General features: G+C 69.9%; 24 protein-coding genes. 15 read left to right on the top strand and 9 right to left on the bottom strand.

Annotated elements, in window-relative coordinates; genetic code table 11:
* Window positions 1–9 precede the first annotated feature (9 nt).
* From O2L01_RS04580 to O2L01_RS04565, 4 genes are all read left to right on the top strand, one after another.
* Window positions 10–981 (top strand): hypothetical protein, encoded by a 972-nt coding sequence (locus O2L01_RS04580; protein WP_270120679.1) that lies wholly within the window; start codon window positions 10–12, stop codon window positions 979–981.
* Window positions 978–2342, top strand: coding sequence for a hypothetical protein (locus tag O2L01_RS04575; RefSeq protein WP_270120678.1), 1365 nt, complete (start codon window positions 978–980; stop codon window positions 2340–2342). The genes O2L01_RS04580 and O2L01_RS04575 overlap by 4 nt, the downstream gene beginning before the upstream one ends.
* Before the next feature lie 89 nt (window positions 2343–2431).
* Entirely contained in the window at window positions 2432–4006 is a 1575-nt protein-coding gene (locus tag O2L01_RS04570) for a hypothetical protein (protein WP_270120677.1), read from the top strand.
* 15 nt (window positions 4007–4021) lie between these two features.
* The gene (locus O2L01_RS04565; RefSeq protein WP_270120676.1) at window positions 4022–4360 is read left to right on the top strand and encodes a hypothetical protein; all 339 of its coding nucleotides are present in this window, start codon (window positions 4022–4024) and stop codon (window positions 4358–4360) included.
* On the opposite strand, the gene O2L01_RS04560 is transcribed toward O2L01_RS04565, so the two are convergent.
* Together O2L01_RS04560 and O2L01_RS04555 are read right to left on the bottom strand one after the other, a co-directional pair.
* A complete protein-coding gene (locus O2L01_RS04560) occupies window positions 4351–5604 on the bottom strand; it encodes a hypothetical protein (protein WP_270120675.1) in 1254 nt (417 codons plus the stop codon). The genes O2L01_RS04565 and O2L01_RS04560 overlap by 10 nt on opposite strands.
* Window positions 5605–6852, bottom strand: a complete 1248-nt coding sequence (locus O2L01_RS04555) for a hypothetical protein (RefSeq protein ID WP_270120674.1) — start codon at window positions 6850–6852, stop codon at window positions 5605–5607.
* Between the two features lie 399 nt (window positions 6853–7251).
* Here O2L01_RS04555 and O2L01_RS04550 point away from each other — a divergent pair, with 399 nt between their 5' ends.
* The 8 genes from O2L01_RS04550 to O2L01_RS04515 all read left to right on the top strand — a co-directional run bounded on the left by O2L01_RS04550 (window position 7252) and on the right by O2L01_RS04515 (window position 13138).
* On the top strand, window positions 7252–7569 hold the full coding sequence (locus O2L01_RS04550) for a hypothetical protein (protein WP_270120673.1): 318 nt from the start codon (window positions 7252–7254) through the stop codon (window positions 7567–7569).
* Between the two features lie 47 nt (window positions 7570–7616).
* Window positions 7617–8363 carry a hypothetical protein gene (locus O2L01_RS04545; RefSeq protein WP_270120672.1) on the top strand — a complete coding sequence of 249 codons (747 nt, stop codon included), beginning with the start codon at window positions 7617–7619 and terminating at the stop codon, window positions 8361–8363.
* A gap of 239 nt (window positions 8364–8602) precedes the next feature.
* Window positions 8603–10036, top strand: coding sequence for a hypothetical protein (locus O2L01_RS04540; protein ID WP_270120671.1), 1434 nt, complete (start codon window positions 8603–8605; stop codon window positions 10034–10036).
* A 66-nt stretch (window positions 10037–10102) separates the two neighbouring features.
* The gene (locus O2L01_RS04535) at window positions 10103–10735 is read left to right on the top strand and encodes a hypothetical protein (protein ID WP_270120670.1); all 633 of its coding nucleotides are present in this window, start codon (window positions 10103–10105) and stop codon (window positions 10733–10735) included.
* A gap of 173 nt (window positions 10736–10908) precedes the next feature.
* On the top strand, window positions 10909–11241 hold the full coding sequence (locus O2L01_RS04530; protein ID WP_270120669.1) for a YbaB/EbfC family nucleoid-associated protein: 333 nt from the start codon (window positions 10909–10911) through the stop codon (window positions 11239–11241).
* A gap of 2 nt (window positions 11242–11243) precedes the next feature.
* Entirely contained in the window at window positions 11244–11639 is a 396-nt protein-coding gene (locus tag O2L01_RS04525; protein WP_270120668.1) for a YbaB/EbfC family nucleoid-associated protein, read from the top strand.
* A gap of 15 nt (window positions 11640–11654) precedes the next feature.
* Window positions 11655–12308 (top strand): hypothetical protein, encoded by a 654-nt coding sequence (locus O2L01_RS04520; RefSeq protein ID WP_270120667.1) that lies wholly within the window; start codon window positions 11655–11657, stop codon window positions 12306–12308.
* Window positions 12309–12313: 5 nt separating this feature from the next.
* Window positions 12314–13138 (top strand): hypothetical protein, encoded by an 825-nt coding sequence (locus O2L01_RS04515; protein ID WP_270120666.1) that lies wholly within the window; start codon window positions 12314–12316, stop codon window positions 13136–13138.
* Window positions 13139–13203: 65 nt separating this feature from the next.
* On the opposite strand, the gene O2L01_RS04510 is transcribed toward O2L01_RS04515, so the two are convergent.
* The gene (locus O2L01_RS04510; RefSeq protein ID WP_270120665.1) at window positions 13204–14283 is read right to left on the bottom strand and encodes a hypothetical protein; all 1080 of its coding nucleotides are present in this window, start codon (window positions 14281–14283) and stop codon (window positions 13204–13206) included.
* Window positions 14283–14606, bottom strand: coding sequence for a type VII secretion target (locus O2L01_RS04505; protein WP_270120664.1), 324 nt, complete (start codon window positions 14604–14606; stop codon window positions 14283–14285). The genes O2L01_RS04510 and O2L01_RS04505 overlap by 1 nt, the downstream gene beginning before the upstream one ends.
* Window positions 14607–14804: 198 nt before the next feature.
* Here O2L01_RS04505 and O2L01_RS04500 point away from each other — a divergent pair, with 198 nt between their 5' ends.
* Together O2L01_RS04500 and O2L01_RS04495 are read left to right on the top strand one after the other, a co-directional pair.
* Window positions 14805–15647, top strand: coding sequence for a Bax inhibitor-1/YccA family membrane protein (locus O2L01_RS04500; protein ID WP_270120663.1), 843 nt, complete (start codon window positions 14805–14807; stop codon window positions 15645–15647).
* Between the two features lie 55 nt (window positions 15648–15702).
* Entirely contained in the window at window positions 15703–16584 is an 882-nt protein-coding gene (locus O2L01_RS04495; protein ID WP_270120662.1) for a hypothetical protein, read from the top strand.
* A gap of 26 nt (window positions 16585–16610) precedes the next feature.
* On the opposite strand, the gene O2L01_RS04490 is transcribed toward O2L01_RS04495, so the two are convergent.
* The gene (locus O2L01_RS04490) at window positions 16611–17603 is read right to left on the bottom strand and encodes a Gfo/Idh/MocA family protein (protein ID WP_270120661.1); all 993 of its coding nucleotides are present in this window, start codon (window positions 17601–17603) and stop codon (window positions 16611–16613) included.
* Window positions 17604–17783: 180 nt separating this feature from the next.
* Here O2L01_RS04490 and O2L01_RS04485 point away from each other — a divergent pair, with 180 nt between their 5' ends.
* Window positions 17784–18419, top strand: coding sequence for a copper resistance CopC family protein (locus O2L01_RS04485; protein WP_270120660.1), 636 nt, complete (start codon window positions 17784–17786; stop codon window positions 18417–18419).
* Window positions 18420–18423: 4 nt separating this feature from the next.
* Here the strand turns inward: O2L01_RS04485 and O2L01_RS04480 are convergent, their stop codons facing one another.
* From O2L01_RS04480 to moaC, 4 genes are read right to left on the bottom strand one after another with little or no spacing between them, the layout of a single operon-like run.
* Entirely contained in the window at window positions 18424–18837 is a 414-nt protein-coding gene (locus O2L01_RS04480) for a molybdenum cofactor biosynthesis protein MoaE (protein ID WP_270120659.1), read from the bottom strand.
* Window positions 18838–18841: 4 nt separating this feature from the next.
* Window positions 18842–20014, bottom strand: coding sequence for a molybdopterin molybdotransferase MoeA (locus O2L01_RS04475; RefSeq protein ID WP_270120658.1), 1173 nt, complete (start codon window positions 20012–20014; stop codon window positions 18842–18844).
* Entirely contained in the window at window positions 20014–20523 is a 510-nt protein-coding gene (locus O2L01_RS04470; RefSeq protein ID WP_270120657.1) for a MogA/MoaB family molybdenum cofactor biosynthesis protein, read from the bottom strand. The genes O2L01_RS04475 and O2L01_RS04470 overlap by 1 nt, the downstream gene beginning before the upstream one ends.
* The gene (moaC, locus tag O2L01_RS04465; RefSeq protein ID WP_270120656.1) at window positions 20511–20978 is read right to left on the bottom strand and encodes a cyclic pyranopterin monophosphate synthase MoaC; all 468 of its coding nucleotides are present in this window, start codon (window positions 20976–20978) and stop codon (window positions 20511–20513) included. The genes O2L01_RS04470 and moaC overlap by 13 nt, the downstream gene beginning before the upstream one ends.
* Window positions 20979–20990 lie beyond the last annotated feature (12 nt).

The following is a 20990-nucleotide window of genomic DNA, read 5'->3' as shown; positions in this document are numbered from 1 at the left end:
CGGTCGAGCATGTCCACGGGGCAGAGCATCATAGAGGCCGGGGAGGCGATGGCCGGCGAGTACAACGCCGTCATCAAGAGCTGCGCCATAGGCATCGCCGCGCCCGCCATCGCCTTCGGGCTCTCCACGCAGGCGCTGGCCACCGTCGTCTACCTCAACCAGTGCAACCCCGGGGACATCATGAAGGGCGCCGGGGCGTGGATCGCCTTGGCCGAGAAGAACCTCGAAGCGGTCGAAGCGCTGCAGGCCGAGGTCGACAAGGTCAACGACGGCAACTGGTCGGGCGACGACGCCGAAGCCTTCAAAGCCGCCTCGGGGGACGTCAAAGCCCAGCTCACCCAGCTCGCCGTGAACGCCTACCTCGTTGGGGCGCAGCTCCTCGCGTTCGCCGTGATGCTCACCGTGTTCTGGCTCTTCCTCACGGCCGCAACGGCGATCATGGTCGTGTACTTCGGCGCCTACGCGGCCGCGCTCGCCGGCGTCGTGAGCTCGATCGGGGCGCCGGCGATCATGGCCAGCGCCAACGTCACGGCCGCCGCGCTGCTCGCGACCGCGAAGAGCTTCGAGGCCACGCTCATCTCGATCTCCACCGGGTGCGCCGCGATCACCGGCGCGATGACCGTCTTCACGTTCGCCTTCCAGAAGTCCCAGGGGAACCCGGTCTCGCCGCTCGACATCGCGGGGGCGGGCCTCACCAACATGATCGAGGGCCTGCTCGTCTACGGCCTCAACGCGGCCACGATGACCGCCGGAGGGCGGCACGCGCTCGGGCCGATGGACAGCTGGAAGGAATGGGGCCGCCATGCAGTGCAAGCGGTCGGGGCGGTGTTCCCGCTGTACAAGGGTGAAGACGAAGGGGTGGTGGGCGGATTCGAAGGCGGCGGACCGCTCGGGGGGATCCCGGACTCGGCGCTGAACTGGCTCTGGGAGGACGACGCTCCCGATTCGATGACGAACCCCGAAGACTTGGACTGGTCATGATCGCGACGGGAAGTCCGGTCTTCCGGGCGCCGCGGAAAGGTTGGGAGATCACTCCGATCGGCGAACGCGGGCCGGTCGCCGGCAGCGGAGTGCTGGACCTCCGGGTCGGTTGGTGCGGCGGCCGGGTGCTCGGCAGCCCGGCGCAGCGGCTGCAGCGGGTGCTGGACCGCGAGCAGTCGGGTGATCCCGTTGCGAGCGAAGCGTTCCTGCGGTCGAGTCTCGTGCCGGTGGTCCTCGTCGACGGGAAACCGAACGCGACCGGTTGGGGGCGCATCCGTGTGCCGCTCTCGGCCGGGCGGCACCTCGTCGAGGTGCAGACCCAGCATTCGCGGACCTGGCGCGCGGTCGATGTCGAGGCGGGGGGCACGACGAAGATCGACTATGTCGGGATGCTCGGTGAGAGCCACCGGGAGTACGGCGGCGACGAACTGCCGTACCGCCTGCGGGACCTCACGGGGCATGCGATCGGGCCGCGCGGGAGGCTGAACTACTTCCAATACCTACCGGCGAACGCCAAGGAGCGCTTGAGTTTCGCGCTCTTCCTGGCCTCGATCCTCATCGCCGGGATGTCCATGGCGATCCTGGCCTACTTCGGGGCGCCTGTAGGCGTGTACATGAGCGTGTCGACCGCGATCTGGGTGAGCGCCTTGGCGTTCTGGGGGATCAGGATCGCGTGGACGTACTTCCGGTTCAACCGGTCGGAGCCCGAGGCGCCTCTGGACTCGCGGGCGTTCACGCGCCCAGGCCGGACCGCGCCGGTCGTGCTCGACGCGGACGGCGACCTGCCCGCGCTGGAGCCAGGCGCGGCGGGCGTGCTCCTGGACGCGCGCTTTCTCAAGGCCGACCTCGCCTCGGACGAACTGGCGCTGCAACTCCCTGAGGGACAACGGCACATCAACGGCCCGCAGCGCAAGGCCCTTGACGCGGTCGGCGAGATCGTGCCGATCCGGCACCGGTACGCCGCGCCGCCGCCCGAAGTACTGCTCGACGGGGTTCCCTTGGGGGCGTTCTGGACCCGCATGTGGTGGGAGGTGCCGCCCGGGACGCACCGGCTCGAGGTGCGCACGCCCGCGCCGCCCCTGCCGGTCGAGGGCGAGGCGCACCCGCCGCACACCGCCGTCGCCACGGTCAACGTCGCGGCGGGTGAGGCCGCGCGGATCGACCTGGCCGTCACGGTGACGGCGGTGCCCGATCCGCTGCGTCCCGTGCTGCACCTGTGGCACTGCCGCATCGACCGGTTCGGGCCCGCGCCCGATCGCGAGGCGCCTGCCGCCCCGAAGGCCGACGTGCGCGGCGGGCTGCGCCGGACCGTCACCGGGCGGTACTGGGAGACCAAGGACGACATTCCGCGTGAGCGGTGAACGCGCCGGTTCCGGCGGTTCCCATCGATGGCGTCCTGTTGCTACCGTGAATCCAACCGGTCACCCCTGACGTCGCGAGGTGCGAATCGATGAGCGACAACTCGATCGAGTCCTACCAGGGACTCGACCCCGCCGCCCCGGCCATGAGCGCCCCCGCGTTCGGGGACGTGCCCGTGGGCGGCACCGCACCCGCTGCCCCGCCGCCCCCGGGCGACACCGGGATCGTCCCGCCGCCGGTCGAGAGCGCCCGACCGGCCTGCTCGAACGCCAACTGCGGCAACCCGACCGAGCACCCGGCCGAACTCGACTGGCAGCAGCTCGTCTCGGCCGTGCCGGTCGAAGGCCAGTTGTACCGCCTGCGCCCCAAGGAAGCCGGGATGGCGTTCCCGACCGAGACCGACTTCCGCGCCGCCGTCGCCGCCGTGCGGCCCGAGCACGCGGACGCGCACTCGCTCGAGCGGCTGCGCAACGCCTGGACCGACAGCGTGGCCGGGCGGCTCTCCAGCTGGTCCGAGCAGATCAAGTCGAACCTGAACGAGCTCGCGGAAGGCTGGTCGGGCACCGACTTCGAGGCGTTCGAGGCCGCGTGCACGCAGACGCGCGAACTCGTGGACGCGCTTCTCGACGACATCGACTCCACGGTCGCAAACCTCCAGTCCACAGAGGAGGTGATCTACTCGATCCAAGGCGGGAACTCCGGCGAGATCCCGTACCCCGCACCGCAGTTCTGGATCGACGGCGACTGGCACAGCTGGGTGTCCGTGCACGTCCGGCCCGCCTGGTGGCACGGCGACTGCATCGAGTACACCTGCCAGGACGCCGAGCACGTGCTCGCCCTCGGCGGGGCCGAACCCGAGCTCGCCACCGAGATCATCGACTACATCGACGAGCGGATCCTCCACTACATCGACTACTACGCCAGCCCCGTCAACATCGAGCGCGACGGCCTCGACCCCTCGAAGGGCCTCACCGTCGAGGAGGCCAAGGAGCTCGCGGTCGCGGACGCCATGGAGCACTACGGGACCCTCGTCGACCAGAGCTGGGGCGCCTACGACGCCCGCCAAGCAGAGTCCAATGAGGACATCAGTCAGCGCAGCACCGACACCGACGCCGAGGACCGCTCCGTGCGCACTGTGCGCAGCGACAAGGAGTACCCGGCCGCCGCCGACCCCGCGTACATGAACCTCGAGCCCCCGCCGATGGAGCAGCCATCCGGCACCGCCCAGCCCATGGCCAGCGAGGACCCCTCCCTCGACCCGCCCGCCGGCGAGGCACCGCCCGAGACGCCCCCCGAACAACCCGTCCCGGACGACGAAGAGGACCCCAGCGGCGGCCTCGCGAGCGGCGGCCCGAGCACCACCGCCGGTGCGGGCGGCGGCTTCGGCGGAGGCGGTTACGGCTCCGTACCCTCCACGGCCACTTCGGGTTCCACCCCTTCGATGGGCGGCAGTCTCGGCGGCGCTCTCGGCGCGACGGCAGGCGGCGCGGCCGCAGCCGCTGCCGGCCCCCGCACTTCGACCTCGATGATGAGCGGCGGCGGCGCGGGAGCCGGCGCCGGGCGGGGCATGAACATGGACGACAAGGAACGCGAACCCGACGTCGACCTGGTCGAGGACGAGAACATGTGGGGCTTCGTCAACGAAGACGACGACCCCTACGCGTAGAGAAGGAACCCCAGCATGGCCACGCGCGCATTCGACCCGGCCGCCCTCGAGCGCTACCGGCGGTTCCTCGCCGACCTCCTCGAGGAGCTCGAGAACGAGATCATCCCGTCCCTCAGCGAAGGCGACCTCAAGAAGGCCCCCGCCTTCGGCACCGCCCCCGGCGCCGCCGAGAACGCCGCCACCGAATACGCCGACTTCCACGCCACCACCTGGCGCAACCTCCAATACCTCCGCGGCACCCTCCACGGCCTCATCGCCGGCCTCCAGACCGCCATCGACAACGGCGGCACCGTCGACCAGCAGATCGCCACGGACGTAGCCCGCCTGGTCGAAGGCGACGACCTCTACGCCTGAGGCGGGCGCGCGGTCCAGTAGCGGGTCGGGACCCAGACGTCGTTCGCGGACTCGTTCCGGTTGAGTTTGGCGAGCGTCGACTTGGCTTCGCGCTGAACCGAATGCGTGATGCGGGGTGGCAGCTCCGCCGGGGCTGCCGTGTCGGCGTCCCAGAGCTTGAAGACCTGGACCGGCACGTGGACCACCGTCAGGTCGGGGACGTCCTTGACCTTGACGGTGAACTCATGGCGGGCCTCGCTGTCGCCGTACTCCACCGCGAACCGGTGCTCGCCGGGGGTGAGCGGGTAATGCCATGATGCCCAGTCGGCGGGGGCTTCGATGCCGTCGATCCATACGCGCGGACCCGCCGCGTGGGCAAAGGCCAGGTGCTCGCCTGAGCCGGTGTACTCGGCTCCGTCCGAGGTGCGCGTCAGGCGGTAGAGGAACAGGTCGGAGACCAGCAGCACGCCGCGCGCGCCGCGTTCCTTGACCCATTCCTGGGCGTCGACCGGGCCGGGGAAGGCGATGGCGCCGCCGGTCGCGACGCGGTGGGATTCGAGGCGGGTAGCCTTGGCGCGCTTGTGGAGACGGCCCGTCGTCTTCACACCCATGGTGAATCCGGCGACGAGCGCGGCCAGGCCGAGCAGCAGCACGACGGACAGCGCCACTTCGGCGATCGTGCCCGAGACGAAGGCCATCGCGATCCCCGCGCCGACGATCACCGGCAGCGCGGCGATGCTCATCAGGCAGCCGATGCCGGACGCGTTCGCGGCCTTGGCCGACATGACCGGCATGAACCCGTCGCGGCCGGTGACGCGGCGCAGTTCGGTGCGGAACTCGATGTGGTGGCGCACGGCCGCGCCCTGGCCGGTGGTGAAGCAGACGCGCTCGCCCGCAACGGCCTCGAACTCAGTCGTCGTCGCGTCGTAGCCCTGGACTTCGAGCCGGTGGCGGCCCGGCTCGACCTCGGCCTGGTATCGCCCGTCCCCGGCGGCGACGGCCCGGCCGTCGAGCAGGACGACGCCGGTGCCTTCGGCCCGTTCATCCGTACAGACGAACAGGTCGAGCAGCGCCTTCCCCAAGGAGGGATCCAGATCCGGCGAATCACCCTTCGTGACGGCGGCGGCCGGATCGAAGCGCGCGAGGAAACCGGGGGCGACGTAACCGCGACCGTCCCGGTCCCTGTACGCGGACTTCGGGTTCGGGTCCACGTCGTCGAGCGAGGTGAACCCGTGCTTCGCGACCCGGTCGCCCTTCTCGGACATCTAGCCGTTGAACCCGTCGGCGATCGAGCTCGTGGACGGACCCCCGGTGCTGGTCAGGCCCGCGATCATGCCGACCGACTTGAAACCGGCCTCGGCCAGGGGCTTCGCGGCCCCTGAGAGGACGGGCGCGACCTTGCCGAGCACGCGGTTCGCCTCGACGAACGTCTTGACGACCGTGCCGTACCGGTTCAGCGCGGTGAGCACGGTCCTGATCGACGAGATGATGGACCGCACCATGGCCGCCGCCGTCGAGGCGCCGGCGGTGGGCACGGCGAGCGGGGTCGCCACGGCCCAGTCGATGATCCGATTGGTGATCCAGTCCGCGATGAGCGCCAGAATGGTCTTCCGGATGCAGGTGGCGATCAGCTCGCAGAGCCGCATCAGACCCTGCAGCACCTGGATCTGGTCGCCGAGCTGGTAGACCGCCTCCGCGAAGTCCTTGATCTTCTCGCGAGCCGCGTCGCCGTCCTTGCCGGACCATTCGCTCAGGCCGCCTTCGGGGACCGCCTTGATCGCGTCGCCGATCGGAGGCAGCCCCTCCTTGATCCCTCCCCAGCGGTCGATCTCGTCGGCCATGCGCTCGCCGTTGCCGGTCACCATGCCCAAGAGGTCGTCGAGCGGCTGGATGAGCGAGATGAGGAAGTCCAGGCCGGAGGCGATGAGGTACGAGATCGGGTTCATGGCCGCATCGAGCATGTCCCAGCCCCAGCTGGCGACCTGCGCGGACAGTTCCATGACGGCGTTGACCGCCTCGCCGGCGTCGTCGGCCTTCACGACCTTCACGATCTTTTCGTAGACCTCGTAGCCGCCCGTGACCGCCTTCGCCGGGGACTGCTTCCAGGCACCGGTGTCGACGATCCCGACCGACCCGGGGCCGTGGTACCGGTCGCCGTCATTGGTGTACGTCGAACCGCCCCAAGCGATGCTGTCGCCGAGGCCTTCGGGCTGGAACTTCGAGAACTCCTTGCCCATCTCCATGTCCGCGGTCTCCCACGACTCGCGGCAGTCCTTGAGCCGGTCGGCATGGCCTTCCAGACCCGTGCCCATCATCTCGAACAGCTCTTTGAGGTCGGCGACCATCTGGTAGTAGCCCGGGGAGATGAACAGCCCGGGGACGCCCCAGGCCATCATGTCGAGACCTTCGCCGTTCGCCTGCTCCGCGAGCGCCTGGGCAGCCGGCATCTGGCCTCGGAGCACGCCTTCAGCGTCGGAGAGCTGTTGCGGCGTAATGCCTACGGGTTCGCCCATGTTCGGTCACCTCGGCGGTTCGGGATAGCGTGGCTGTCGTCGTCATCGACGACTATAACCGCGCAGGTCAACCCCCTCTGATCCGCCGTTTCCCGAGCTCGGAAGAGGTTCGGTCCGCAAATCCCGCCCCCGTACCGGAACCGAACGTTCGGGCCCTCGCCTGCGACCGGTTCCTCCCCATGTCAGAGGGTGTGTCGAGGCGAATCATTCTGGTCTGTACGGGTTGCGAGCCCCTGCTAACCTGAATTCTGAACTCACACTCGAGACCCGCGTATCCCCCGGAGGACTCATGGCAGCGCACAGTCCCAGGACTGGGCTGTACCTGACCTCGCGCGATGGCGTCCGACCGTTCGTCCGGGGAACGTACCGCAGGTACTGAACTCACAGACAGGGAATGCGATGGCGTCCAAGCAAGTCGACCCGGAAGCCTTGCGTGCTTACCGCACGAAGGTGGAGCACCAGCTCGAAATCGTGGAGAACACCCTCATCCCGAAGCTGCGCAACGGTGAAGTCCTCGGCAAGGCGCCCGCCTTCGGGTACCTGGAGAGTTCGCAGACGGCCAAGCAGAGCTACGCGACCTTCCACTCCACGACCTGGGAGAACTTGCAGCTGCTCCGGCAATCGCTGGAAGGCATCATCGACACGCTCAACGATTCCGGTGCCGCGCACGAGGACTCGGACGAGGCAAGCGCCACCGACTTCGACAACGAACTGTGACAGTGGTCAGCCAGTACACGGGGCGACCGACAGAGAGGAACACTAACGTGACCCGAAACCTGACCCTGATCAAGAGCCTCGCCGTTGCAGGCGCGGCTGGTCTGCTCCTCGCCGGTTGCGGTGGCGGCGGCGACACTCCTCCCTCCGGAAGCACCGACGCCGGCGCGGACGGCAGCACCGGCGGGAGCACGGCGGGCAGTTCGTTCTCGGTCATGGAGGACTGGGAAGGGTGCGAGGCCTTCGACGACCTCCAGCCGATCCAGGACTACATGGGCGTAGTGGGCCTCGGATCGAGCGGATTGGTGACCAGCAAGATCGGCGCCGGCCTTGACGGTGAGGCGTTCACCTGCGAGGCCATGGCCGACCTCGCTCCTTACGAGGACGCCGGCCGCGAATACCCCGGCAATGCCACCATCACCGTCGGCGGCGTGCCCTGGAACTCTGACGACGAGGCGACGGAGAACTTCCAGTCGCGGGTCACCCAGCTCAAGGACTCGATCGAGACCGACGGCACCGAGCGCACGAACGTGCAGGAAGGTGAACTCGAAGGCGACTGGGACGAGAGCTACCTCTACACAGGCCAAGACACGACGTCCTGGTACATCAACGCCATCGGCCGCAAGGGCGACCTGGTCGTCTACACCTTCCTCTATTACACCGAGGACCCGGGCGTCATGTTCGGTGCGGACCCGACGCTCCCCTTCACCCATGAGGAAATCATCCCCTGGGTCGCCAACGACTACATGTCGCAGACCCTCACCGACCTCCTCGCCAAGAAAGAGAGCGGGCTCTAGCCATGGCCGATGATGAATTCGAAAAGGAAGAATACGGCGACGCCAAGGTCGGCATCCAGGACTCCGCGATCCAGACCCGTATCTCGGAGTTGGTGAAGACGCCGAGCTGCAACCTTGGAGAGTGCACGGCCAAGGTCGTCGAACCGGCCGAGGAGGCATGGCTCCGACTCATGTCGGCGGTTCCCAAGAGGGGGCAGACCTCGAGCATCCGGCCTGCGCGTGACATACAGTCATATGCGTTGCCCAATGGCGAGTCCGTCGCCTCGCTCGTCGCTTCGCTGCGCCCCTCTCCGGCAGACGAGTACGCGATCGACAAGATCGCTGAAGAATGGCAGACGTTCTACACCGAGCTCTACAACGTGCCCGAGGACCTCAAGACCGGCCTCTCCACGCTCTCGGAGGACTGGGAAGGCGATGACTACGACGCCTTCGAGGAGCAGGTCGAGAAGGTCATCAAGAACTGCCGCACGATCCTCGAGGACGTCTGGGGCGAGGACGGCGGCGCGGTCAAGGTCCTCAACGACAAGGCCGAGGAGATCTTCAGCCAGCAGGGCGGCAACGAGTGCGTGTACCCCGCGCCGAAGTTCCACCTCGAAGACGCCGCGGCGTGCTCGCACAAGATCCACATCCGCCCGCCGTACTTCCCGGAGTGCGAGGTCTTCGCCGACGACGAGACCCGGACCGCGATGGAATGGGCCGGGTTCGAGCCGGGGATCATCGACGAGGTCGAGAACGCACGCACCGAGCGGTACGACTACGCGCTCGAGTACGCCACGACCTACCCGAACGCGTACGACGTGGCCGGCAAGTCGCCGACCCAGTTCGCGCAGGAACAGGCCGACGAGTACGCCAAGTACGCCACGGACAGCCTCGGCACCGACGGCCAGGAGCAGCTCCAGGACCAGGCCAAGGTCGTCAACGGCGACATCATGGACCGCAAGACCAACACCAACGTCCAGGTCTCCGAGATCGATACGAGGGCGAAGAACTCGGAGCAGACGACCTTCAACAACGGCGAGGTTCCCCCCACCCCCGACCTCGACGGCGGTGCCCCTCCCGGCGGCGGCACGCCTCCCGGCCTGGGGGACATGACCCCGCCCGGCTCGCCCACGCCGCTCGATCCTCCGAGCACCCCGACTCCGACTCCTACCGACCCCGGCGGTCTCGACACGTACACCCCGCCCGACTCGAGCCTTCCGGACAACGGCAGTCTCGATGACGAGAACCCTTGGGATTCATCGGTTCCCGACCCTGACGACATCTCCGGTGGTCTCGCCTCCGGCGGTGGCGGCGGCGGTCTCGGTGGCGGGCTCGGCGGCGGTCCTGGCGGCGGCATGGGCGGCGGCCTCGGCGGTGGCGCCGGTGGCGGAGCCGGTGGCGGCCTCGGCGGCGGTCTCGGGGCCGGCGGCGCGATGGGCGGCATGATGGGCGGCGCCGGTGGCGGCCGCGGCATGGGTGCCGGTGCTGGCGGCGGCCGCGGCGCGGGCGCCAAGGGCATGGGTAAAGGCATGGGCGCCGGTGGGCGCGGCATGGCCGGCGGCATGATGGGCGGCGCCGGCGGTGGCCGCGGCATGGGCGGTCAAGGCGAAGGCGAGCAGGAGACCGGCACCTGGCTCACCGAGGACGACGACGTGTGGGGCATCGGGAACGAAGACTCCGACCCGTACGCGTAGCGATCGCGATGATGGCCGGGCCTGCGGGCCCGGCCATCGTCATATTCAACTCCGAAGGAGCGCAACATGGTCGAGTTGCTGTTCGACGGCCTCGTCAGTTCCGGCATCGATGGTGTGGACAACCGCCTGCACGCCCGCCGCACGGCCCGCTTCGCCGAGCGGCAGGGGCTCCGCTACGACGCGGCCGTCCAAGCACCCCATATGGCCCGGACGTTCGGCGAGATCGGTTCGGGCCCGCTCAACAACGTCGTCTCCGGTCGGATCGGCGACGGGCACGTCATCGCCTGGGAGCGAACGGTGAAGGTCCCGCTCGGCGAGGACCACGTCGAGTTCGCCGGCCAGCATCCGAGCGGCGCCTTCGTCGCCGTGCCGCTGCGGCGTCCTCGGCCGAGCCTGGTCGTCCGGAAGTGGGTGCCGGTGTTCACGAAAGATGAATGCGGTTGGCTCCCAGGCGCATCCAGGGTCCATCTGCAGGACGTGACGGCAGAGCGGCTGTTCCGGGTCTCCGCGGTCGACCACGCGTTCGCCCGGCACCTCATCGACGAACGCGGACTCCTCGCCAAGCCCCGCCGCTCCTGGGCGGTCCTCGGCGGCTGGGCGGTCTCGTTCGGGGACAGGATCCGCCGCCGAGGAAAGCACGGCCTGCATTCGGAAGTGGTCTTCCTTCGCGAGCTCGCGAGTCGCTGCGACCGATCGTGAGTCGCCGAGGAATGGGACTACGCCTCGGCCCACGACGAGACCACGTGTGGAGACGAACCCGCGCGGGCCGCGACGTCGCGTGCACACGCTGTACCCGGGGCGAGCGGGAGGCGGTTAACATGCAGGTGAACCGCGGGCAAAATGCGATCGCGGCGAAATCGAAGGGAGGCGCCGTGGACGCGGATCCGGCAATGGACATGCAGCGCAAGGCGGGCGAGATCCAGCGCCTCGCTGTTGAAGCGCGGGGCGAGGCCGTGAGCGAGGACGGCACCGTGCGCGTGGTCGCGGGGGCGGCGGGGGACATCAAGGAGCTCGACCTGCGGCTCAGTGCGTTCGAGTTGAGCGGTGTCGAGCTCGGCGAGGTGATCGTCCAGACCATCAAGGCCGCGGAGCAGAAGGTGCAGGCCGACCTGTCCGCGGAGATGACCAGGATCATGGGCATGCCCGTCGGCGGCGACGTGTTCGGCGGGGGTCTCCACCGCATCGAGCCCGAGACGGAGGCGTGAGGATGACCGACAGGAACCGCGACCCGCAGGAGATGCTGCGGCGCCTGGAGCAGATGCAGGCCGACGCCGAGCAGATGATCGAACGGTACAACCGGCTCTCCGAAGAGATGGGCGCCAACGAGATCGAGGTCGTCTCCGACGACGGCACGCTCCGCGTGAAGCTCGACTCCGACGGCAAGGTCGCCCAGATCGGCATCGACGAGTACGCGATGCGGGCGCGCCAGTCCCTCGCCCCGGCGATCATGATGCTCATCGAGCAGGCCAAGGCCGAGTACGGCGTCAAGATGACGGCGATGGCGCAGTCCCTGATGGGCGACCGCATGGACGTCATGGGCATCGTGCGCGGCACCCTGCCCGAGCACATGCGCGACAGGTTCGACCGCGAGCACGGCTTGTAGACCGAACGACGCCCCATGCCCCGAAATCCCCGATTCGACCTGAAGCTCGACTCCCCGGGCATGCTCGAACGCCAGTGGCTCGAGCCCGGCGAGCGCACCGTCGACTGGATCCCGATGTGGAAGCCGCCCGTGTGCGAGGGCGTGCCGAACCCTCCGTGGACGGCCGACCAGGTGCTGCGGCGCATCGCGAAGGCCATGTGGCTGACGCTCGCGTGGATCGTCGGTTCCGTGGTGCTCCTGATCGTGCTCGCGTTCCTCGCGGACGGGTTGAGCAGCGCGAGCGGCGGCGGCCGCGAAGGCAGGAAGGTCAAAGGCCCTGACGTGGTCTTGCGCGGGCAGGGCCGGGAGTCCGTGATGGGCCGCCTGGTGACGCCGGCGCTGCGGAGCCGCGGCCTGTGGGTGTTCACGAACCGGCGGATCGCGTTCGTCGCGGTCGAGGGCCGCACGCACGGGCGGTTCCTGAGCGGCAACGGCGATCCGGGCGCGTTCCCCGAGCCGGTGCCGATCCGCACGGTCATCGAAGTGCGCGAACCGAACTACCGGTTCGAAGGGGACGTCGACCGGGTGCGGCGGACCAGGATCCTCAGGCGGTCCAAGCCTGCCGGGGTGTACCGCCGGATCTCGTTCCCGGACGGCTCTGGCATCGACCTGCGCCGCTACCGGAAGTAAGCGCCATGGGGACCGACTGGGGCGGAGCGGGGGATGAGCGCCGCTGGCACAAGCTCGAGAACTTCGTCTACGTCACCGACACGGCCTTCTGCGACGCCACCCTTGACCGGCCCGCGACGAAGATCGACGAGGTCGATGAGGCGGCGCGGCTGTGGAAGTCGCATGCGCGCCTCAACGGGCTCGAGTACGCGGACGTGAGGAGCGACGCCGAGGCGTTCGCCCTGCCGCAGTGGGGCCCGCTGCTGGAGCGGTTGCGCGCGTGGGGATTGCCGATGCAGCGGGTGCGGAGCCTGGTGCGCGGCGAGAGCGGCGGGGTGCGGTTCGAGAACGTGTGCGTGTGCGACGCGGACGAGGACGGGAAGGTCGTCCCGTACCGGGTCTGGGTCCTGCCCGCCGCCGCGCCGATGCCGAACGTGATCTGCGATTACCGTTCCAGCCGTGGGGAAGTGCCCGACGAGGTCGCCTGGTGCGAGGCGCCGGAGGGTTTCGTCAAGGCGACGTCCTTCGCGGCGGACAAGCCGGCGATCAAGGAGGGCCGGTTCACCAAGAGCCGCATCGGTCGCGCGATCGCGGGGAAGGTCAACGACTTCCTCGACACGTCAGTGCATGTCACGGTGTGGGCCAAGGACCCCGGGGCCGCGCAGGCGACCGCGGAGGCCGCGAAGGACGAGGCGAACATGCGCCGCGTGGTGTGGATCGCGCGCGGCGGCTGGTTCGTGTACGCGACGCCGATGCTGGTGCAGGGCGCGGACCCCAAGGGCCGCAAGGACCACCTGTTCACGCACAAGCTCGTGGACCTGCAGCGGCGGTACGCGGCGCTCGCCCGCTGAACCGCCCCGAGCCGGAAGCGCGACTCGAGGCGTCCGTCCACTCCGGTCGTCGCGGGCGTGCCGGGTCAGCCGGTCGCCTGTTCGAGCGCGCCCGCGCCGGTCATGATCGCGTTCCTGTTGGTCTTGAGGAAGTCCAGGACGGGCTTGATCTTCTCGAGGAGCTCCCAGATCTGCTGCATGACCCGCGCGGCCTTGCCGAAGATGTTCGTGGCCTGGCGGATGCGCGTGAACGCCTTCATCAGCAGGGCGGCCACCTTGTAGACGGCGTCGGCGATCGCGGTCGCGACCGTGGCGCCGAACGTCGCGATGCCGGCGGCGACCTGCGGGAGCAGGCGGGTGATCGCCCAGGACACGGCCTTGGCGAGCAGGTCGACGATGTCCTGGCGGAGTGCTTTGGCCAAGTCCCCCATGCACGTCAGGAGGCCTTCCATGCCGACGGCCATGTAGCCGAGCGCTTCGATCGTCCGGCCCGCCTCGGCCACGCGGGTCCGCGCCGCGTCGCCGTCCCGGCCCGTCCAGTCGCTCAAGCCGTCCTCGCTCACCGCGACGATGTAGTCGGACACCTGCGGCGCGCCCTTGGCGACGGTGTTCCACATCGTCGCCGAGTCCCTCATGCGCGTCTCGTTGCCGGAGACGATGCCGATGAGGTCTTCGAGCGGCTGGAACACCTGGACCAGGAAGTCGATGAGGCTGCCGGCCAGCCATTGGAGCGGATCGAAGTTCGGGTCGGTGATGCCTTCGACGAAGCTCCAGAACTCCTCGGCGGCGCCTTGGACGGCGGTGATGTCGCCGGCGAGGCCGGTGGCCAGGTTCGCGTAGCCGTCCCAGTCGGTGAGGCTCTCGATCTTCGTGGCGTTCGCGACCGTGTTCTGCACCAGCAGCACCGGCGACGCGACGCTCTTCAACGCGTTCATGCCCGTGGTCGGGCCGTTCTTGGTGCTGCCGTCGCCGCCGCGGTAGCCGTCGACGGCCTGGTGGTAGAGGCCGCCCGCGTTCTTGGACGAGTCCGCGGACGGGGCGCCCTGCCCGGTCGCGGCTCTCCACGCGTCCGCCCCGCTGGCGCCGACATCGCCGTCGCCGAACAGGGTCGGCTTCTGCCGGGGCGCGCCCTCGTCCCAGGTGGGTTCCTGAATCTCGTCGGACATCAGCCTTCTCCTCTGAGTTCGGCGCCGATCTTCTCGAGGTCCGCGGCGATCTCGACGTCGCTCGCCGAGTGCTCCGCGGCGCATTCGTCGATCCGGTCGGCGAGACCGGAGACGGCGTCGATCGAGTCGGTCATCGAGGTGTGGAAGAAGTCGGCGAGCGCGAAGTACGCGGGCGCCATCACCAGTCCCGCCACGCCCCACATCCACCACTCGGGGTCGGCTTCCTTCGCGTAGTCGGCGAGGGACTGGATCTCGCCTTCGCTCTGATGCAGCGCCGCCGCTGCCGCTCGCAGTTTCTCGGGGTCGACGTCGATCCAGGTCATCGGGCACTACTCCAGGGGGGGTGCGGGCATCGTCGAGGCGAGGTCCGGATCGGGCCGATGGGCCGGCGCCCGATCCGAGAACCGAGTGTAAGGGCACGTGTCCATACGCGCGCCCGCTGCCGTAGCCTGGCCGTTCGTCATCGGATCGAGGCAGGGGTCGGCGATATGGCATCCGGTAACGCACTCCTCAATCGCTTGGTGAGAGCCCAAGCGGCGCAAGCGGACGCGTATCCGCCTCGGTCGCAGTCCAGTGCCGTGGAGGTGAAGGGCGCGAACGCCCTGACGTTCTCCCGCGCGGTCGGCTGCTCGACCGCGCTCGTCGGCCTGACGCTGGTCACGGCGGTCGCGGCCTGGATCGGCATGACCGGGCCGTTCGCCGGCACGGGCGACTGGCCGGGGGCGGGCTCGAACCTGGCCGGTGTCATCGCGGCCGTGCTCGTCGTCGCGCTCATCGTCTTCGGTTCCTTTCGGCCGCTGGTGAATCCCCTCGCGGGCGCGGTCTTCGCCGTCGCCCAGGGCGTGCTGCTCGCCTGGCTGGGCACGGCCTTCGACCCGGTCGTTCCGGGACTGTTCGTCAACGGGCTCTTCGGGACCGCGTTGGCTGGGCTCGCCGTGCTCCTCGTCGCGCGGACGCGCCTCGGCCGCCCCGCCGCGCTGCTTTCGGCCTCCGGTGCGGCCGTCGCCGCGCTGGCGCTCGCGGGCGTCGCCGCCCGCGCGGCCGGTTCCGATACGGGCCTGTTCGGGTCCGGCGACGGATTCCCGTGGCATGTCTGGGTCGTGGTCCTGATCCTGGTCCCTTGCACCGCTTACGCATTCGGGGTCGACGTCGACGTGGTGAAGCGGTACGCCGAGGCGGGCGCCCCGGCGAGGTACACGTGGGCGGCGGCGGTCGGGGTGACCGCCGGACTGACCGGCATGTACGCCTGGCGGTTCTTCGCCGGACTGACGAAGGGCTACTCGGACGGCTCACCGAGCGGGGCGAGCGACGACGGCTATGCCGACGGCGGCGGAGGCTCGGATTCCGGCGGGTCCTCCGACTAGCGCGGCGGCTTCTCTGGGTGACCGGGCGGTGGCCCCAGACCTGTATCTTGCTCGCATGGGAATGAAAGACCGCCTCGAGCAGATGAAGCAGCGCGCGCAGGACGCGGGCAAGATGGTCGTCGACGTGGGCGTCGACGCGGCGCGGGAGAAGCGCGACGCCACCGTCGGGCTCGCGAAGAGCAAAGTGGACGCCACCACGGGATTCGTCGCAGAGAAGCGCGACGGCGCGGTCAACTTCGCGAGCGACGCGAAGTCCGCTTTCAAGGAAGGCGACTTCGAGGACCTGCTGGGCCGCCTGCCGCTGCCGACCTCGCCGGTGCAGCAGGAGTGGCAGTGGAGCCTCGCGAAGCTCATCACCTCGGGGAGCAAGCCGCCCATGGGGACCGGGCTGCTGCTGGGCCTGCTCGACAACTTCGGGACGATCGACATCGGGCCCGAGACCGTGGGCTTCGACGGGGCGACCGCGAAGTGGCACAAGGTGAAGGCGATCCGCACCCGTTCCCTGGACGGCATCATCCAGAAGCTCTCGACGGACACGTTCACCGAGAGCATCGAGAACCTGCTGCCGCCCGTGCCCGGGCGCGGCTGGGTCTCCGAGAAGGCCACCTCCGCGATCTTCACGATCTGGGCGATGGTCGCCGACCTCGCCATCCGCGACCCCGAAGCCGGTCGGCGCCAAGTGGTCTGCGAGATCGAGTACAAGGGCTGGATCCGCACGAAGGAGGCCGAGACCGGGTTCTTCACCGGCCCCGTGATGGCCCTCCTGCCCAACCTCGACCAGGTGTTCCGCCAGGAGGCGGCGCGGCACGGCGTGGTCGTCGAGCAGGCCGAGCAGACCGCGATCGAGAACGCCGAGGCGCGCGTGGCGTGGCTGCGCGAGAAGCACGCCGCCATCGCCGCCAAGCGCGAACAGGCCCGCAAGGAGATCGAGTACTGATCCGCCTGCGGGCCTGAGGAAAAGCCTTATTTGGGGTGGGTCTCCCCGGGGTAGCGCAGCCCGATCTGGGCGCGCGCCTCGTCCATGATCTCCATGACCTCGATGGTGCTCTGGGGCGGCACGAGCGTGGACTCGAGTCGCCCCTGGCGCAGCGCCCGGTGCACCTCGAGCGCCTCGTGGACGTAGCCGTGGCCGACGTAGGGCGCCTCGAACTCGCGGGGCGCCTCGTCGTACCGCACCAGCGTGTACCCGCTGGGCCGGTAGGCGTACTCGCGCAGTTCGATGCGGCCCTCGGTGCCGGAGATGGTGACCTCGTTGCCCGGCCCGCCCCGGTAGGAGCAGGAGAGCTGCGCGATCGCGTTCGGGTACCGGAGGGTCAGCGCGGTCTGCGCGTCCACCCCGGTGGAGTCCATGACGCTGTGGGCGACGATCGATTCGGGCTTGCCGAGCACCAAGTGGGCCAAGGTGATCGGGTAGACGCCGAGGTCGAGGAGGGCACCGCCGGCGAGTTCGAGGTTGCGGAGCCGGTGGCTGGGCGGCATGTCGGCGGCGAAGGAGAAGTTGCCGTGCACGGACACGACCTCGCCGATCATGCCCTCCTTGATGGCGCGGCGCATCTCGCGGATGGCGGGGTTGCAGCGGGTCCACATCGCTTCCATCAGGAAGCGCTGGTGTTCGCGGGCGACGTCGAACATCGTGCGGGCCTGCGCGGCGTTGTACGCGAAGGCCTTCTCGCACAGGACGTGCTTGCCGGCCTCGAGGAGCTGAAGGGTGGGCAGGTAGTGGTGGGAGTGCGGGGTCGCGACGTAGACGATGTCGACTTCGTCATCTGCCGCAAGGGCCTGGACGGACTCCCAGGCCTGGGGGATGTCGTGCTTCTTGGCGAACGCGGCGGCGCGCTCCGCCGATCGAGAGGCCACAGCGGTGACGCGGCAATCGTCGAGGAGGGCAAGATCTTCCACAAAGGTCGATGCGATTCCACCGGTCGCCAGGATTCCCCATCGGATCGGTTCAACCATGGACGTAAGCACACCACAACTTCTCGCGATCGTCAACACGAGGGTCAGCGGTACTATCTCCGCCAACCGGGCCATTGTCGCAATCGAGGATCACCCTCTGTCACGTCGCACCTGTGACCTGGTGATTGATGTGACCTTTCCCGCACAGGGGAACCGGGCCCGCCGTGGCACTATGGCGAAATGTCTCACCGTGCTTCTCACCGACAGTCCCTGCGACGCGCCGCCGGCCTCGCGCTGGCCGCCGCCGGAGGCGGCCTCCTGGCGCTCGGCCTCGCGACCCCCGCTTCGGCGCACGCCGCGCTGACCGGCACCGACCCCGAGGACGGCGCCACCCTCGCCGAGGCGCCCGCCGAGGTCACGGCCACGTTCTCGGAGATCCTGGACGAGGCCTCGACCGAGATCGCGGTGACCGACCCGAGCGGCGCCGTCATCGACGTGGTCGACCCGAGCTACGACGGCGACACGTTCATCCAGCCGATGCTCTACACCACCCCCGGCGAGTACACGCTGGCGTTCCGCGTGATCTCCGAGGACGGTCACCGCGTGGACGACGCCATCGAGTTCACCGTCGAGTCGATCCCGGAGGGCCTGTACGCGCCCGGCTCGGAGCCGACCGCCGAGGCCACCACCGGGGCCGAGACCACCGACGCGCCGACGACCGCGGCGGAGTCCAGCGAGAGCACCGAGGCCGCGGCCGACGAGGAGGACTCGAACACGGGCGCGGCGCTCGCCGCGATCCTGCTCGGTCTCCTCGTGGTCGTCGTGGGCGGTGTCGTGCTCGTGAAGACCCTGGGCCGCAAGAGCAAAGAGGACTGACGACTTAAGGGCAGTTCACCCATTCATCAGTTCCGTCGTCGAAGAACTGGTGCTTCCAGATCGGGAGGCGGGCCTTCACCTCGTCGACGAGGTCGGCGCAGGCGTCGAAGGCCTCCTTCCGGTGCTCGGCGGCGACGGCCGCGACCAGGGCCGGGTCGCCGATCGCGAGGTCGCCGACCCGGTGCGAGACGACCACGCCGCGCACGCCGGGCCGCGCCGCGATCTCCTCGGCGACGGTGCGCAGCAGCTCGCCCGCGGACGGGTGGCCCTCGTAGGACAGCCGGAGCACGCCCCGGCCGTGGTCGTGGTTGCGGACGACGCCCGAGAACGACACGACGGCCCCGGCCTCGGCCGCGGCGACCGCGGCCTCGTGCTCGGTGACGTCGAGCGGGGCGTCCAGCACGCGTGCGCGGATCATGGGGTCACACTCCAGGGACGGTGGCGAGTTCGACGGTGGCGCCTGCGGCCCCAGCGCTTTCGGGGCCGATGACGGCGAACCCGGCGGCGTTCGCCAGGCCCCGCAGCATCGCGGAGCCGTGGTGGCCGAGCCGGTGCCCGGCCCGGTCGACGAGGGCCAGGTGGGTGAAGCCGCCGCGCCCGGGCACGTCCTCGGCGAGGACCGCGGCGCCCAGCGGCGGCAGCGGCAGGCCGCGCAGGCCCGCGAGGAGCGGCGCGACGAGCGAGACGACGGCGATCACCGCGGACTGCGGGTTGCCCGGCAGCCCGGCGATGAACTTCCCGTCCTCGGTGCGCGCCAGCAGCATCGGGAACCCGGGCCGCACCGCGACGGTGTTGATCACGTACTCCGCGCCGATCTCGGCGAGCGCGGCGTGCAGGTGGTCGACGGGGCCGACCATCGTGCCCCCGGTGGTGCACACGAGGTCCGCGTCGGCCAGCGCCTCGCGGAGGGCCGCGACGTGCGCTTCGAGGGTGTCCTCGACCGGTCCGATGCTCGGCCCGGCCGCCGCGCCGGCGGCGGTGAGCATGTGGGGGACCATGGGCCCCAGGGAGTCCCGCACCCGGCCCTCGCGGGAGACCCCGGAGGTCAGGAGCTCGTCGCCGAAGACGACGAGGCGGGCGACGGGCTTGGCGTGCGCGGGCAGGGTCGCGTGCCCGGCGGCGGCCGCGAGGCCGATCACGGGCGGGCTGATCGGGGTGCCGGCCGCGAGCAGCTCCTCGCCGTGCACGGCCTCCTCGCCGGCCTCGCGCCATTCGCGGGCGGCCGGGCCCTCGACGATGCCTTCGGCGACGTCGCTGTGCTCCAGGCGGATGATGCCCTCGGCGCCTTCGGGGACCTGCGCGCCGGTGGCGATCTTGACGGCCTGGCCGGGCTTCAGGGGCTCCGGGACCTGGCCGGCCAGGACGGCGCCGCCGACGTTCGATGCACCGGTGCGCCACGGGCCCTCGCCGGCGACGGCCCAGCCGTCGACGGCGGAGGTCGGGAACGCGGGCAGGTCGGAGACGGCCACGAGCGGCGCGGCCAGCGCCGACCCGACCGCCTCGGCGAACGGCAGCTCGGACGCGGCCGGTTTGGCGGCGTAGCCTGCGGCCCAAGCGGTCTCGCGGGCCTCGGCCCAGGGGAGCGGGGTCGTCATCAGGGGTTCCCTCCACCGGTGTCGTCTCGTTCGTGGTCGCCGTCGTGCAGCTGCGCGACCGCGTGCTCGATGAGCGCCGCGGTGAGCACGGCCAGGCCGTCCTTCGCGGCGCCGCGCGAACCGGCCAGGTTCACGATCAGGGTCCGGCCCGCGACCCCGGCGATGCCGCGCGAGAGCGCCGCGTGCGGGGTCTTCGCGAGCCCGGCCGCGCGGATAGCCTCGGCGATGCCGGGCACCTCGTAGTCGACGACGCCCGAGGTCATCTCCGGCGTCAGGTCCTTCGAGGTCAGGCCGGTGCCGCCGGAGGTGACCACCAGGTCGGCCCCGGACTCGACGGCGTCGCGCAGGGCCGCCGCGACCTCTTCGCCGTCGTGGACGACGACGGGGCCGGTCACGGTGAAGCCGTGCGCGGCGAGTCCTTCGACGAGGATCGGCCCGGAGGTGTCCTCGTAAACCCCGTCGGCCGCCCGGTTCGAGGCGACGACCACGACGGCCTTCACCGCTGCCACGTGCCGGTCTTCCCGCCGAGCTTCTCCTCCACCTTGATGTCGGTGATGACGGCGGCGGGGTCGACGGCTTTCACCATGTCCACCAGTGTCAGCGCCGCCACGGACACGGCAGTGAGCGCTTCCATCTCGACCCCGGTGCGGTCGGCGGTCTTCACGCGCGCACTGATCTCCACGCCCTCGTCGGTCACCGTGAGGTCGACCTTCACGCCGCTGATCGCGATCGGGTGGCACAGCGGCACCAGGTCGGGGGTGCGCTTCGCGGCCATGATCCCCGCGATGCGGGCGGTCGCGAGCGCGTCGCCCTTCGCGAGCGAGTTCTCGCGCAGCGCCGCGACCACTGCGGGGGTGGTCACGAGCCGCCCGGTCGCCAGCGCCGAACGGTGCGAGACGTCCTTCTCGGAGACGTCGACCATCCGGGCGGCCCCGGACGAGTCGACATGCGTGAGGTCAGCCATGCCGCGAAGTCT

The sequence above is a fragment of the Glycomyces lechevalierae genome (assembly GCF_027622945.1).
Classification (GTDB): Bacteria; Actinomycetota; Actinomycetes; order Mycobacteriales; family Micromonosporaceae; genus Glycomyces; species Glycomyces rutgersensis.
Note: the sequence above shows the minus strand (reverse complement) of the source record. Positions and strands in the feature narration are given on the sequence as shown.